The sequence below is a fragment of the Peptococcaceae bacterium genome, assembly GCA_024655825.1.
GTDB lineage: Bacteria > Bacillota > Peptococcia > DRI-13 > PHAD01 > JANLFJ01.
In genome coordinates, this window is the sequence record JANLFJ010000006.1 from 91,076 (window position 1) to 104,310 (window position 13,235).

Genomic DNA, 13,235 nt, shown 5'->3' on the forward strand with positions numbered 1-13,235 from the left:
CCTTTAGAGCTTGCTTGCGGCCACCGCGGCCTGGCGCACCGCATGCACAATCCGGCCCGGCTTCACGCAGTCGCCGACGGCAAAAGCCTCAAGCCCCGGGATGTTTTTCAGTTCGTTAACCAGCGCGTCGTCCGGCCTGGCACCCACCGCAATGACCAGGAGTTCGGCCTCCAGCTCTTGCTGGGAAACTTCTCCCCCTTGGGTGACATCACCGGTAACATTAGTCCCCGTGACGCTTTTTACGCGGAAATTCGCCCTGAGGTCCACGCCCAGCCGGTTCAACCGCAGCAAAAGATCGGCCCGGGTCAGCGGGTCGGTATCGGCCAGGACCTGGGGCAGCATTTCCACCACGGTAACCCTGTTTCCCTGCTCCGCCAGGTACTCGGCAGACTCGCACCCTACCAGCCCGCCGCCGATGACGACCACTTTCTTGTTGGAATAACGCAGTCCCTTTTCAAGCATGGCGTGAGCGGTGACGGCCGAAGGCGAATCCTGCAGGAACAGGGTGATGGGCTGCCCGCCCGTAGCCACGATAACCGCATCCGGGGCCATGCTTGCAACCGTCTCCGCGTCTGCCTCCACCCCCAGCCTGACTTCTACGCCGGCCCGGCGGACCTGATCGGCCAGGTAATCGATAAACCACGCGATCTTGTCCTTATGTGGAGGAACTTTGGCCAACAGCAGCTGGCCGCCCAGTTCTTTTCTCCTCTCGACAAGCGTAACCCTGTGCCCGTTTTGGCTGGCCAGTATGCTGGCCTCCATTCCTGCCGGCCCGCCGCCGATCACCACGACTTTTTTTGCTTTCCCGGCAGGCTTAACAACCCTCGCTTCCCCTTCATGCCCGACCAGCGGGTTGACGGAGCAGCGGATCGGCAGGTCCTCGAACACCCGCCGGGAAGCGCAGACCAGGCAGGATATGCACTTCCTAATGTCGCCAGCCTTGCCCTGGCGGGCTTTGTTGGGCCATTCTGGATCGGCGATCAGACCCCGGCCGATCGCCACGAAATCAACGCCCGCCTCAATTATCGCCTCGGCCCTGGCCGGGTCGCGGATGACCCCGACCGCCGCCACCGGAACGCCGACCACCTTTTTGACCTCGCCGGCCAGGTAAGCCTTCCACGCTTCCGGAAAAGACATGGGCTCGAGATGGCGGTACGCGGTGTAGCCGTTGCCGGCCGTGACGTGAATCAGGTCCACGGAGGCCTCTTCCAGCAGCTTGGCCCCTCTCTTGGCCTCTTCTAAGGTCAGCCCGCCCTCCATGAATTCATCGCCATTCATCCTGAACAGGATTGGAAAATCGGGACCTACCCGCCGGCGGATCTCTTCCACCACCATCAAGGGAAATCTCATCCTGTTCTCCACACTGCCGCCATATTCGTCGCTTCGCCTGTTGGTATACGGCGAAATGACTTGCCCCAGCAAATAGCCGTAACCCCCGTGAACTTCGACAGCATCAAAGCCGGCCCTTTTGGCCCGCAGGGCCGCCTCGCCGAATTTTGCCGCCAATTCCGCAAACTCTTCGCGCGTAAGCGGGCGGGGCACTTCACCGGCAGCGGTGGCGGGAATGTTTGAAGCGCTGACCGGCTGCGCGCCTACCCGGTAAGACTTTGCCGTCGCCCCCGCGTGGTTGAGCTGAATAGCCGCCTTGCAGCCTTCTTTTGCCTCGTGGATTGTGTCAACCAGGTGGGCCAGCCCCGGAATAAACCTGTCCTCGTCGATCCTGAGTTGGGTCGCCCCGTTGGCGCCCAAGGGGAAAGACACGTTGGCATTCTCAACGATGATCAGTCCTGCCCCGCCCCTGGCCCTTTCCGCGTAATAATCGTGCTGGACCTGACTCACTCCTCCGCCGTCCAGAGCGAAATTGGTGGCCATCGGCGCCATGATGATCCTGTTTTCAACCGTCATCTTTCCAATTTTGGCGCTGGAAAAAAGGTTGGGATACTGCATTGTAAATTCACCTCTTTTTTATTCCCAGCTCGTCCAGCCGGGCTTTTATTCGCTCCCGGACCTCAAAAAACCTGTCGCGGGAAGGCTCGATCCAATCTTTTACGTGTTCAATCCTGTCGTCAATATAAAAGAAATTGTGTTCAGGCGTAACGAAAGCAATCTCGAATCCTTCAGAAGACTGGACAGGAACCCCTTCGGCCAGGCAGGCGACGCACTGCGCCTTACCGGCTTTTTTCAAGTCAAACACGCTGCCCATGCAGACAGGGCATTTCAACCCCGACATTTCATGCTTCGGCGGGACATGTTCGCCTCGCAGCGTTTGGGCCAGCAGCTCGCCCATTCTGGCCGCTTTTTCGACAGCCTCAACCTGCAGGACCGTTTCAGCCGGTCCCGGGCCGTATGCCTCCATCTGGTCCAGTACCTTGTAGCCGTACGACAGGGCAAACTGGTTCAAGAAGGTTGTGCCCATCGGGTTCCACCTGGCGCTGCCGGCTATGCTGATGCTTACCGCGAACCTTTTTTTCTCCTTTAATTCTTCCAGATAAGGCGTAAGCATCAGGCTCCTGTCGATCAGCGTTTTGATCACTGCGCTCGGGCTGAAGATATAGGTTGGTGCCGCCGTCACCAGCCCGGAAGCGTTAACAAGTTTTTCCAGGAGCGCAGGCATATCGTCATCCTCGATGGCGCACTTCCCCTTGTAAACACAAGACAGGCACCCCCGGCAACTTTTTATGTTTAAGTCATGCAGGCGGATGAGTTCGACCTCGAACCCTGACTTATTCACGGCCTCCAGGCACAACTGCGCCAGAACGGCACTGTTGCCCTGCCTCCTGTGCGAACCTACTATCCCCAGCACTTTGGCCATGTTAGCTCTCCCCTTTCTATTAGGAAACGCGGCTTACAAAGCGGCCTCGAGCTGGGCAATGAGCTCGGGCAGCACCCTGCGGGCATCGCCGACGATCCCCACATCGCACATTTCAAACAGCGGGGCGGCCGGGTCATTATTGATGCACACGATGGCTCCCGCCTTGTCAAAGCCCGTGGTGTAGTGCGGCTGCCCCGAGGCTCCCACGCTGATGAACAGCCTGGGCGAGACTGTTTTCCCGCTGACCCCGATCATCCTTGATTCCTCAACCCAGCCGCAGTCGACAAGCGGGCGGGTTCCGCCGATCTCGGCCTTGAGCGTTTTGGCCAGCTGCTTGAGAAGGTCCAGTGACCCGGCGCTTCTCATGCCCCAGCCTCCGGCTACCACCACTTCCGCCGTTTCCAGGCCGTCGGAAGCGGCTTCATCGTGAACCTCCTCCACGGCCCGTATTTTTAAGAGTTCTTCTTTTACGGTCACGGGGACTTTTATCACCTGGGCCAAAGACTCGCTGGAAATCTCCGCCGCCTCGCAGATGCCGGAACGGACCGTGGCCATCTGCGGCCTTTTTTCGGGGCAAATGATTTTGACCATGAAGTTGCCGCCCCAGCCGGGCAGGGAATGAACAACGATCTTCTTCCCGTCGATTTCTTCCAAGTCCAGGTCAACGCAGTGCGCCGTAAGCCCTGTCTCCAGCTTGGCCGCCACCCGTGAAGCCAGGTCGGCCCCGATGCTGCTGCTGCTGAACCACATGATCTCCGGCTTTTCCTCCCTGGCCCAGCCGGCAAGCAGGTCGGCATAGAGGAGCGGCTGGTACATTTCCAGGCTGGGGTGGTCAAAAGCGTAGACCTTTGTCACTCCAGTACCCGCCAGGTCCCGCGCGACTTTGTCCAGCCGGTTCCCGCACACCAGGACGGCTGTTTCTGCTCCAAGCCCGGCCGCTATTTGTTTGGCCTTGTTTATCTTCTCCAGCGAATACTTCTTTACGTTTCCCTGGAAATGTTCCGCAAAAACGCAAACTGCTCCGCTGCTCATTTATATCTTCCCTCCATTCCTTGACATATAAGTAACATCAAAGTGCTCCGACTTTTTTCAGGTGCTCGATGGCCTTTTTGACCGAGTCCGCCGGTTCGCCCGTAAGGATCAGGGCTTTACGGCCTCCTTTGACTTCGGTCATCCCCTGCACCCTTGTCGGGGAACCCTCCAGGGCGTTAGGCGCCAAAAGGCGTATTTTATCCGCGGTGATCATTTTCAGGTCGTACTTTACGGCCTTCATAATTCCCGGCACAGTCATGTTCCTGGGAACGCCCGCGTGTTTGTTTACCGCGATCACCACCGGCAGCTGCGCCTGGTAGACGGCATAGCCGGTTTCTCTGGTCGTTTTGGCCTTCAATTTACCGTTTTCCAAGGCTATTTCCTGGACATGGGCCAGGTGCGGGTATCCCAGGTACTCGGCAAGCTGGGCCGGGACTTGGCCGGTGGAGCCGTCCACCGCGAAGTCCCCGCAGACGACCAGGTCAAAGCTGGCTATTTCTTTTAAGCCCTTGGCCAGTATCTCGGCGGTCAGAAGGCTGTCGGCGCCGGCAAACTTCCTGTCGGTAAGCAAAACTGCCTCATCGGCCCCCATGGCCAGGGCCACTTCCAGGGCTTCCCTGGCCGGCGGCGGGCCCATGCTTACCGCCGTTACGCTCCCTCCGTATTTATCCTTGAAGGAAAGGGCCACTTCCAGGGCATGGCGGTCCAGCGGGTTGACAACCGAAGGGATGCCGGTCCTGATGATCGTTCCCGTCTTGGGGTCAAGCTTGACCCTGGAAAAGTAATCAGGGTGTGGTACATGTTTTACACATACCGCAATTTTATATGACATAATTCTCCCCACCTTCCTTTTTCCCTTACTTCTTATGTCCAGGCAGTCCTAGTCCCTGTCCTGCGCCAGAGCGATCGTGTTGCGCATGATGTTGTCGGCGCCGGCGGCGGATACCATGTCTAAAGCGGTATGGAGCCTGCCGATGATTTTAAATTCTTCCGTGGTGCCGTAACCGCCATGTATTTCGATGGCTTTGTAGCAGTTGTAGACCGCGGTTTCCGAGGCGACCAGCTTGGCCATGGCCCCTTCGCGCGCGCAGTCCCGGGCTTTAATGCCCTGGTCAAGCAGCCAGGCAAACCTGTAGCATAAAAGCTTGGCCTGCTCGACCCTGGTGTCCATGTCCGCCAGCATGTGGCGCACGGAACTGATGTCCAGGAGGCGCTGCTTGCCGCCGATCATTCTTTCTTTGGCGTATTTCCTGGCAACGTCGTAAGCCCAACGGGCGATCCCCAGGCAGGTGCCGGCTCCCCCATGACGCCCCACGGCGCCGATCCCGTCCAGAAGCGGCCCCAGCCCCTTGCCCTCGGCCCCGATCCGGTTGGCCACCGGCACCTTCATGTCTTCGAAGATGATCTCGTCAACCGGGGAAACCGAGGATACTCCGGCCATCGTTTCCCTCCTGCCGGCCAAACGCCCCGGCATGTCTTTTTCCACCGCCAGGCAGTGGATCTTATCCCCTTCGCGGGCCGAAATGAGTACGACGTGGGAATCCTTGCCCCTGGTGATCATCACTTTCCGCCCGTTGACGATGTAGTAGTCTCCTTCGCGCCGGCAGGTCGTGGCGCAGACGTTTGGTGCCGAGCCGCCCGAAGCCTCGGTGGTGGCCAGGCTTCCCATGATCTCGCCCCTGGCCAGCCGTGGCAGGAACCTTTCTTTTTGCTCTTCGTTCCCGTGGTGCTCAATCACCTGCGGGACCAGGCGGTAGCCCCGCAGGTGGGTCCCCAGTGACGGGTAGTGGTAAGCCAGTTCTTCAATCGCCACCATCGCCGCCACGTGGCCCATCATGTTCCCGCCGTATTTTTCGCCGATGGTCAGGCCGATCAAGCCCAGGTCTCCCATTCGTTTAGTAATATGGTACGGAAATTCAGGCTTTTTTTTCAGCTCATCGATGTAAGGCAGCACTTCTTTTTCGGCAAACTCCCGGCACATCTCGCGCAGCATCTGCAAAGCCCTGCCCTCTGCAAAGTCCATCTCTAATCCCTCCTTGCCAATCATGGTTTTTTGTCCAGTTATCCTTTTTCGGCTGTTAATATAATCCTTTCCAGGGGCTCAGGTCGGCTCCGACCCTTTCCAACTCCTCGCCCAGGAAGTTCAGGGCGTTCTTGTACATGACCTTTTCCAGCACGCCGGGCCTTAAATCCAGCTCCTCCCACTGCTTCAGCAGTTCGTCGGTGTTGAAATACGGCCACTCGCTGCCGAAAAGGAACTTGTCCTGGAGGCGGCGGTTCATGTCGTAGAGCATTTCGTGGGGGAAGTACCGCGGCCAGATGCCTGATGTCTCCCTGACCACGTTTCTCTTGTGCAGGGCCACCATGTTGGCCTCCCAGGGCCACGGCTCGCTGGCATGGAGAAGGATGATCTTCAGCCTGGGGAAATCGGCAGCCACTTCGTCCACCTCGAGGGGGCGGCAGTAGCTCATGCAGTACATCCCGTCCCCTCCCGGTCCCCCGCTGCCCAGCCCGGTATAGCCGCTATGGAACTGCACCACTGCACCCAAGTCCTGGCAGAGGTCCCACAAGGGGTAAAACCTTTTGTCGTTGACGTGGAAACGCTGCGAGGCCTGCTGGAACTTGAGCCCGATCAGGTTCAGTTCCTTAATGCACCTCTCGGCCTCCTGCAAGGCGGCCACGCCTTTCCAGGGATCGACCGAGCCCCAGCCGCATAAAAATGCCTCGGGGTGTTCCTTGACAATCTTGGCGACAAAGTCGTTGGTCACAGGCTTCTCTCCGGTGCCGCTCTCGGCGTCCCAGGCCACCGGCGTGCTCTTGATGCCATGCTTCTTTAGGATGCCTACCAGGTCGGCCAGGACCGGCATTTCATCGATGAGGTCCTCCATGGTGCGGTTTCCCGATTTCCCTGTCCAGCGGGGTTCCAGGTATTTCTTTAAGGAAAGGGCATACCGCATGACCGGCGGTACGCCACCGTCTTTAACGCTGGGGTGGGCATGAATGTCAAGTATGGTGTAACCTCTTTCTTCCGGGGTCTTGGGTGCTCTCTTTTCCGTGTCTTTCGACATGTTTTACTCCTCCTCTCATACTTGGCAAGTTTAATAATGGTATAAATAACGCCCCGGCGGCGTACAGCGCCGCTGCGCATTTAATGACTCCCGGGCAGTAAAACTGTCCCAGGGCCGTACGCCGGCCGGCGGCGTCAAAGCTGGCTTAAAATAATTTTCTTTACACGTTACACGCGCTCCACGACGGTGGCAATGCCCTGGCCGCCGGCGATGCACAGGGTGGCCAGGCCGTACTTGACTTTGCGGCGCTTCATCTCGTATAGCAGGGTGGTGAGTATCCTGGCCCCCGAGCAGCCCAGGGGGTGTCCCAGGGCAATGGCCCCGCCGTTGACGTTGACGATGCTCTGGTTCAGGTCAAGCTCTTTGATCACGGCCAGGGACTGGGCGGCAAAGGCCTCGTTCAGTTCGATCAGCCCGATGTCTCCCCAGTTCAGGCCGGCCAGCTTCAGGGCCTTTTGGGAAGCGGGCACCGGCCCGATCCCCATGATCCTGGGATCAACGCCTGCTGCGGCCTGGCTGCGGATTATGGCCATGGGCTTGAGGTTCCTTTTGGCCGCTTCCTCGGCGGACATGACCACCAGCCCGGCTGCCCCGTCGTTGCGCCCCGACGCGTTGCCGGCCGTGACCGTCCCGTCCTTTTTAAAGGCCGGCTTCAGTTTGGCCAGCTCCTCCATGCTGGTCCGGCGCGGGTGCTCGTCGACCTCAAAGATGATCGGGTCGCCTTTCCTCTGGGGAATTATAACCGGGACAATCTCTTCCTTGAACCTGCCCGCCTGGATGGCGGCATGGGCCTTCTCCTGGCTGTTGAAGGCAAAGAGGTCCTGCTCCTCCCGGCTGATGGAATACTTCTCGGCCAGGTTTTCCGCCGTCATGCCCATGGTGAACGAGCCGAACATCTCAATGGGCTGCGACCTGGGCTGGCTCTCGGTGTTTGAATCCACCAGCTCGCCGTTGCCGGCGGTGTAACCGAAGCGGGCGTTGCGCAGGTAGTAGATGGCGGTGCTCATGCTCTCCACCCCGCCGGCGATAACTATGTCCGACAGGCCGCACATGATGGCCTGGGCGGCGTTGTTGACGGCCTGTAGCCCTGAACCGCACTGGCGGTGGACGGTGTACGCCGGGATCTCTATTGGTATCCCGGTCTTGAGCGCCGCCACCCTCGCAATGTTGGGAGCATCGGCCGACTGCTTGGTCTGTCCCCAGATCACTTCGCTGATCGCTTCTTTTTCGATGCCTGTCCTGTTGAGCAGTTCTTCCATCACAATTTTGGAAAGGTCTTCCGCCTGAACATCCTTCAGGGTACCACCCATCCTGCCGCCGGCTGTCCTCACGGCCTCCACGATTACAGCTTCACGCATCTCTTTTTCCCCCTTTTGTTATTTGCCTTTGAATTCAGGTGGTCTCTTTTCAAAAAATGCCGATATCCCTTCCTTCCTGTCTTCGCTGCCAAACAGCACTGTCTGGCCGACGCGTTCCAAAAGAAGGGCGCTGGCCAGGTCCACGTCCATGCCCTTATCGATCACCAGTTTGGCCATCCTGATCGCCAGCGGGCCTTTCTTCATGATCTTTTCCGCCATTTCCCGGGCCGCCTTCATCAGTTCCTCCTGCGGCACAACCTTGTTCACCAGTCCAATCTTCTCCGCTTCCCGGGCGTCGATTAATTCGCCGGTAAAGATTAGCTCCTTGGCCTTGGCCGCACCCACCAGCCTGGGCAGCCGTTGGGTCCCCCCGGCCCCGGGCAGAAAGCCCAGCCCCGGTTCGGGTTGTCCGAACTTCGCGTTCTCGCTGGCAATGCGTATGTCACAGGCCATGGCCAGTTCGCAACCGCCCCCCAGGGCAAAACCGTTCACTGCCGCGATGACCGGCTTCTCCAGACCAGCCAGCTCGGACAGCGCCAACTGGTTCTCATTGGCCAGGGTCTCGACCATCCCCCGTTTTTGCAGGCTGTTCAAATCCGCGCCGGCCACAAAGGCCTTGTCGCCGGCGCCCGTCACAATCAACACCCTGACGCTCTCGTCTTCCCTGACTTCGGCCACGGCCTGCCTGATCTCCTGCACCGTTTCTTTGTTCAGCGCGTTCCTGACCTCGGGGCGGTTTATTGTCAAGACGGCGATACCGTTTTCCTTTTCCAGCAGTATGTTCTGGTAAGTCATCTCCCTAACCTGCCTACTTTTTCAAATCGGGGTATTCATAGACTCCCTTGCCGACTTTCCTGCCCAGCCTTCCCGCCTTCACGTACTTGACGTGCAGCGGGTTGGGACGAAACCTCTCGCCCAGCGTTTCGTAAAGGTATTCCAGGGTATGCAGCCGGGTATCCAGCCCCACCATGTCGATCATTTCAAACGGCCCCATGGGGTGGTTGAGTCCCAGCTTGATGGCCTTGTCAATGTCTTCCGCGGAGGCCACCCCTTCTTGCAGCATCCTGAAGGCCTCGTTGCCGATCAGGGCGTTGATCCGGCTGGTGGCAAAGCCGGGCGCTTCGTTGACCATCACCGTCTCCTTGCCCATTTTTTTGGCCACGGCTTCGGTTACGGCCGCCGTCTCATCGCTGGTCTCCAGTCCCTTGATTATTTCGACCAGCCTCATGATGTGGACGGGAATGAAGAAATGCATCCCGATGCAGCGGTCCGTCCTTTTGGTCACGGAGAAGATCTCGGTAATGCTTAAAGAAGAGGTGTTGGTGGCAAAGACGGTGTGGCCGGGGCAGATCTCATCCAGGGCCTGGAACGTTTCCCACTTCACTTTCAGTTCTTCCGGCACGGCCTCGATGACGAAGTCGGCGTCTTTTGCGCACTCTTCCAGGCTGGTGGTCGTCTTGATGCGCGCCAGCGCGGCCTCGGCTTCTTCTTTGGATACCTTGCCCTTCTCCACCCCTTTGAACATGTTTTTGCTGATCCCGTCAAACGCCTTCTGGCAGGTCTCGGGTGTCCTCCCTCGCAGGGACACCTCATAGCCTCCCAGGGCGGCCACGTGGCATATCCCCTGGCCCATCTGCCCGGATCCCCCAATAACCGCTATTTTTTTCACTTCCATTGTTTTTACCTCCCTTTATTATGAAATTTTATATATTTTTATATATTAATTACTAACCGCCCGTCCTTTTTTTGCCGGCCAGTTCAATAATCTTCCGGTAAGCTCTCAACACGATGTCCTCCTCGCCAGCCGCCTTCCAGCGGTCTACTGAACATCCGGCCACCACCACCTCGGCAAGGCTGTCTTTCCGGCTTGTGCAGTCGCTTTCGCAGCCGCTGACGGTCAGCCAGAAATCAGGAGACCTTTCGTCCCCCTCATAGACGACCTGCAATTTCATTCCAGCCTGGACAAGAAGCCGCAGTATTTTTTTTGTTATTTCCTCCCTGTCTATTCCCGGGTTGCAGCCCCCGCAGTACCGGATGCCCAGCCTGACCGGATCTCTTCCTCCCCCCAACTAGATGACTCCCTTTTCCTTTAATTCGCCGACCATTTTTTTGTCAAAGCCAATCCTGGAAAGCATCTCTTCAGTATGCTCCCCCAAAAGGGGCGCGGCCTTGGCCACTTTCCCAGGGGTTGCGGAGAGCTTGATCGGCACGCCCAGCTGCTTGATCCTGCCGGCCACCGGGTCGTCAACTTCCACGACCATCTCGCGGTGCAGGACCTGCGGGTCTTCCATCATTTCGGCAACGTTATTGACAGGCGTAACGCAGTAGTCGCCGGCGAACATCATTTCCTTGACCCATTCGTCGCGGGTCTTTGTTTTAATAATCTTCTTCAACTCCCGGCGGATGTAGTCCTGCTTTTCCCTGTCCCCGTACTGGATGGGGACAAGGTCCTCGCGCCCCAGCTTCTTGCAAACATTCTCCCAAAACTTCTCCTCCATTGCGCCTACGGCAATGTGCCTGCCGTCCGACGTCTCGTAGGGCAAATAGCTGGTCAGGCCGCCGGCGGCCAGTTCTTCGCCTCGCTTAATCAGCTCTCCCGCCAGGTAGCAGGCAACCGGCCGGATCATCCAGCTCACCGTGCCGTCCAGCATGGCCACATCAATGAACTGCCCGATCCCCTCTCTTTCCCTCGCCAGCAGGGCCAGGAGAATCCCGGACAGGGCCATCAGCGCGCCGCCCCCCAGGTCGGCCACCTGGGTCGCCGGGATGATGGGGTCTCCTCCCGGCTCACCGCAGAGATCCAAAAGACCGGCCAGCGCAATGTAGTTGAGGTCATGGCCAGGAAGCAGGCGGTAAGGTCCGTCCTGCCCGTAACCGCTTAAAGAACAGTAAACGATGCGCGGGTTAACCTGCTTCACGGCCTCGTAGCCTACCCCCAAACGGTCCATCACCCCGGGCCTGAAGCTTTCCACGAGCACATCGGCCTGTTCGCACAGCTTAAGCAGTATTTCTTTGCCCTCTGGTTTCTTCAAGTTCAGGGTCATGCTTTTTTTATTGCGGTTAACCAGGAGGTGAATCGCCCCGACTTTATTGATGTAGGGAGGCCATTCCCTCATGTAGTCGCCGCGCCCCGGTTCCTCCACCTTGACGACCTCGGCCCCGAAGTCGGCTAAGAACATGGTGCAGTAAGGACCGGGAAGAAGGCGGGTCAGGTCCAGGACCTTGAGACCGGAAAGGGCTTCTTTCATCATATATCCCTCCTTAATAAAAATGTGGGATAAGCCTGTTTTGGGGCTATTTTTTCTGCTCCATTCTCTGCTTGTACCTTTCATACCCCGGGTGCCTCCGGTACAGTTCCCTGCGCAGTTCGGCGCGGAAATCGGGGTGCGCGATCTCGATGAGCGCCTCTCCCCTTTCCCGCAAGGTCTTGAATCTCAGGTCCGCTATCCCGTATTCGGTGACGACGTAATGGACGTCGTTGCGGCTGGTGGTCACCGAGGCGCCCTGTTCCAGCCAGGGCACGATGCGCGACAGCTTACCGCCGGCGGCCGTCGAAGTCATGGCGATGATCGATTTTCCGCCCGGGCACTGCGCCGCCCCGCGGATGAAGTCGACCTGGCCGCCCACGCCGCTGTACTGTTTCGTGCCGATGCTGTCGGCGCAGACCTGGCCCTGCAGGTCGACCTGGAGGGCGCTGTTGATGGCGACCATTTTATGCTGCTGGGCCACGATCCATGGGCTGTTGGTATAGTCGACAGGCCACATCTCCACCATGGGGTTGCCGTTAATGGTGTCATACAGCTTTTGCGAACCCTGGATAAAAGTAGCGATCAATTTGCACTTGTGCATGCTCTTCTTGCGCCCGGTGAGCGCTCCGGCTTCGTAAAGGTCGACGCACCAGTCGGCCACCATTTCGGTATGAACGCCGATGTCCTTCTTGTCGACGAGCAGCGAGGCAACGGCGTCGGGGATGGAGCCGATACCCATCTGCAGGGTTGACCCGTCTTCGACCAGTGAAGAGACGTGCCTGGCGATCTCTCTTTCCACCTCGGTGATGGCCGGTTTCCCCGTGGTGATGATCGGGCGGTCGCTTTCCACGATGTAATCAAGCTCCGAAACATGCACAGGCCGGCCACTGGTCCAGGGGTACTGGGCGTTAACCTCGGCCACCACGCACTTGGCCGCTTCCATGGCCGCGATGGTGTAGTCGGCGCAGACTCCCAGGCTGCAGAAGCCGTTTTTATCCGGCGGGGTAAGCTGGATCAAGGCCACGTCGACCGGCAGGATGCCCCGCTGGTAGAGCCAGGGTATCTGGTGAAAAAAGATGGGGACAAAGTCCGCCCGCCCGTCGTTGACGGCTTCGCGGGCCGAAGCGCCGATAAACAGGGAACGGTGGCGGAAGTTCTTTTCATATTCCGGTTTGCAGTACTCGGACGGGCCCATAGAAATCATATGGTCGATCTCCACGTTCTCCAGCTCGGGCGCGCGCCTGACGAGTGCTTCCACCAGGGTCTGCGGCTCGCCGCAGGCGAAGCCAAAGACGACCCGGTCGTTGGATTTCACCACTTTGACGGCTTCATCGGCGGTGGTGAGCTTCTTTTTGTAGAGATCCTGCCATTTGGTCATTGATTTAACCACCTTTCTGCCTCATTATTTTAAGTCACGCCGGCCAAAGCCGGCGTGACCCATGCAAACCATCCCGCTGTCCAAGAATACTTCCCAATCAGATTTTGTCCAGTTCTTCCAGGGACTTGCCCTTGGTCTCGTAGCCGATGGCCCAGATCAGGATAACCGCCAGGATATAGAAGCTGGCCATGACCCCGATGGCCTTTGCCACCCCGATTATATCGGCCATCGCGCCGACCGCCATGGGGCCAAAGGTCGAACCGATGCGGGCAATGCCCATGTAAGCGATGCCCATCCCCGTTGCCCGCAGCCAGGTCGGCCACAGCTCGGAACCGTACA

At 58.5% G+C, this 13,235-nt stretch carries 13 protein-coding genes; all 13 read right to left on the bottom strand.

Features of this window, described 5'->3' with window-relative positions; translation table 11 throughout:
• Nucleotides 1-3 precede the first annotated feature (3 nt).
• Nucleotides 4-1,947 (bottom strand): FAD-dependent oxidoreductase, encoded by a 1,944-nt coding sequence (locus tag NUV48_03975; GenBank protein MCR4441294.1) that lies wholly within the window; start codon nucleotides 1,945-1,947, stop codon nucleotides 4-6.
• A gap of 7 nt (nucleotides 1,948-1,954) precedes the next feature.
• Nucleotides 1,955-2,812 (bottom strand): flavodoxin family protein, encoded by an 858-nt coding sequence (locus NUV48_03980; GenBank protein MCR4441295.1) that lies wholly within the window; start codon nucleotides 2,810-2,812, stop codon nucleotides 1,955-1,957.
• A gap of 33 nt (nucleotides 2,813-2,845) precedes the next feature.
• Nucleotides 2,846-3,844 carry an electron transfer flavoprotein subunit alpha/FixB family protein gene (locus NUV48_03985; GenBank protein ID MCR4441296.1) on the bottom strand — a complete coding sequence of 333 codons (999 nt, stop codon included), beginning with the start codon at nucleotides 3,842-3,844 and terminating at the stop codon, nucleotides 2,846-2,848.
• A gap of 37 nt (nucleotides 3,845-3,881) precedes the next feature.
• The gene (locus NUV48_03990; GenBank protein MCR4441297.1) at nucleotides 3,882-4,676 is read right to left on the bottom strand and encodes an electron transfer flavoprotein subunit beta/FixA family protein; all 795 of its coding nucleotides are present in this window, start codon (nucleotides 4,674-4,676) and stop codon (nucleotides 3,882-3,884) included.
• 48 nt (nucleotides 4,677-4,724) lie between these two features.
• Entirely contained in the window at nucleotides 4,725-5,867 is a 1,143-nt protein-coding gene (locus NUV48_03995) for an acyl-CoA dehydrogenase family protein (GenBank protein MCR4441298.1), read from the bottom strand.
• A gap of 55 nt (nucleotides 5,868-5,922) precedes the next feature.
• Nucleotides 5,923-6,912, bottom strand: coding sequence for an amidohydrolase family protein (locus NUV48_04000; protein MCR4441299.1), 990 nt, complete (start codon nucleotides 6,910-6,912; stop codon nucleotides 5,923-5,925).
• A gap of 167 nt (nucleotides 6,913-7,079) precedes the next feature.
• Nucleotides 7,080-8,270 carry an acetyl-CoA C-acetyltransferase gene (locus NUV48_04005; protein ID MCR4441300.1) on the bottom strand — a complete coding sequence of 397 codons (1,191 nt, stop codon included), beginning with the start codon at nucleotides 8,268-8,270 and terminating at the stop codon, nucleotides 7,080-7,082.
• 18 nt (nucleotides 8,271-8,288) lie between these two features.
• Entirely contained in the window at nucleotides 8,289-9,065 is a 777-nt protein-coding gene (locus NUV48_04010) for an enoyl-CoA hydratase-related protein (GenBank protein MCR4441301.1), read from the bottom strand.
• Between the two features lie 13 nt (nucleotides 9,066-9,078).
• Nucleotides 9,079-9,945 (bottom strand): 3-hydroxyacyl-CoA dehydrogenase NAD-binding domain-containing protein, encoded by an 867-nt coding sequence (locus tag NUV48_04015; GenBank protein ID MCR4441302.1) that lies wholly within the window; start codon nucleotides 9,943-9,945, stop codon nucleotides 9,079-9,081.
• 52 nt (nucleotides 9,946-9,997) lie between these two features.
• Nucleotides 9,998-10,339 carry a hypothetical protein gene (locus tag NUV48_04020; GenBank protein ID MCR4441303.1) on the bottom strand — a complete coding sequence of 114 codons (342 nt, stop codon included), beginning with the start codon at nucleotides 10,337-10,339 and terminating at the stop codon, nucleotides 9,998-10,000.
• Nucleotides 10,340-11,521, bottom strand: coding sequence for a CoA transferase (locus NUV48_04025; protein MCR4441304.1), 1,182 nt, complete (start codon nucleotides 11,519-11,521; stop codon nucleotides 10,340-10,342).
• Between the two features lie 43 nt (nucleotides 11,522-11,564).
• On the bottom strand, nucleotides 11,565-12,896 hold the full coding sequence (locus tag NUV48_04030; GenBank protein MCR4441305.1) for a 4-hydroxybutyrate CoA-transferase: 1,332 nt from the start codon (nucleotides 12,894-12,896) through the stop codon (nucleotides 11,565-11,567).
• Nucleotides 12,897-12,993: 97 nt separating this feature from the next.
• Nucleotides 12,994-13,235, bottom strand: a 242-nt coding sequence (locus NUV48_04035; protein MCR4441306.1) for an MFS transporter, incomplete at its 5' end; no start/stop codon positions are given.

What these genes read in the sequence shown, in the direction of transcription:
- NUV48_03985 (MCR4441296.1), bottom strand. Translation starts at nt 3,844, where the DNA reads ATGAGCAGCGGAGCAGTTTGCGTTTTTGCGGAACATTTCCAGGGAAAC.
- NUV48_03980 (MCR4441295.1), bottom strand. Translation starts at nt 2,812, where the DNA reads ATGGCCAAAGTGCTGGGGATAGTAGGTTCGCACAGGAGGCAGGGCAAC.
- NUV48_04010 (MCR4441301.1), bottom strand. Translation starts at nt 9,065, where the DNA reads ATGACTTACCAGAACATACTGCTGGAAAAGGAAAACGGTATCGCCGTC.
- NUV48_03975 (MCR4441294.1), bottom strand. Translation starts at nt 1,947, where the DNA reads ATGCAGTATCCCAACCTTTTTTCCAGCGCCAAAATTGGAAAGATGACG.
- NUV48_04005 (MCR4441300.1), bottom strand. Translation starts at nt 8,270, where the DNA reads ATGCGTGAAGCTGTAATCGTGGAGGCCGTGAGGACAGCCGGCGGCAGG.
- NUV48_04000 (MCR4441299.1), bottom strand. Translation starts at nt 6,912, where the DNA reads ATGTCGAAAGACACGGAAAAGAGAGCACCCAAGACCCCGGAAGAAAGA.
- NUV48_03995 (MCR4441298.1), bottom strand. Translation starts at nt 5,867, where the DNA reads ATGGACTTTGCAGAGGGCAGGGCTTTGCAGATGCTGCGCGAGATGTGC.
- NUV48_04030 (MCR4441305.1), bottom strand. Translation starts at nt 12,896, where the DNA reads ATGACCAAATGGCAGGATCTCTACAAAAAGAAGCTCACCACCGCCGAT.
- NUV48_03990 (MCR4441297.1), bottom strand. Translation starts at nt 4,676, where the DNA reads ATGTCATATAAAATTGCGGTATGTGTAAAACATGTACCACACCCTGAT.
- NUV48_04025 (MCR4441304.1), bottom strand. Translation starts at nt 11,521, where the DNA reads ATGATGAAAGAAGCCCTTTCCGGTCTCAAGGTCCTGGACCTGACCCGC.
- NUV48_04015 (MCR4441302.1), bottom strand. Translation starts at nt 9,945, where the DNA reads ATGGAAGTGAAAAAAATAGCGGTTATTGGGGGATCCGGGCAGATGGGC.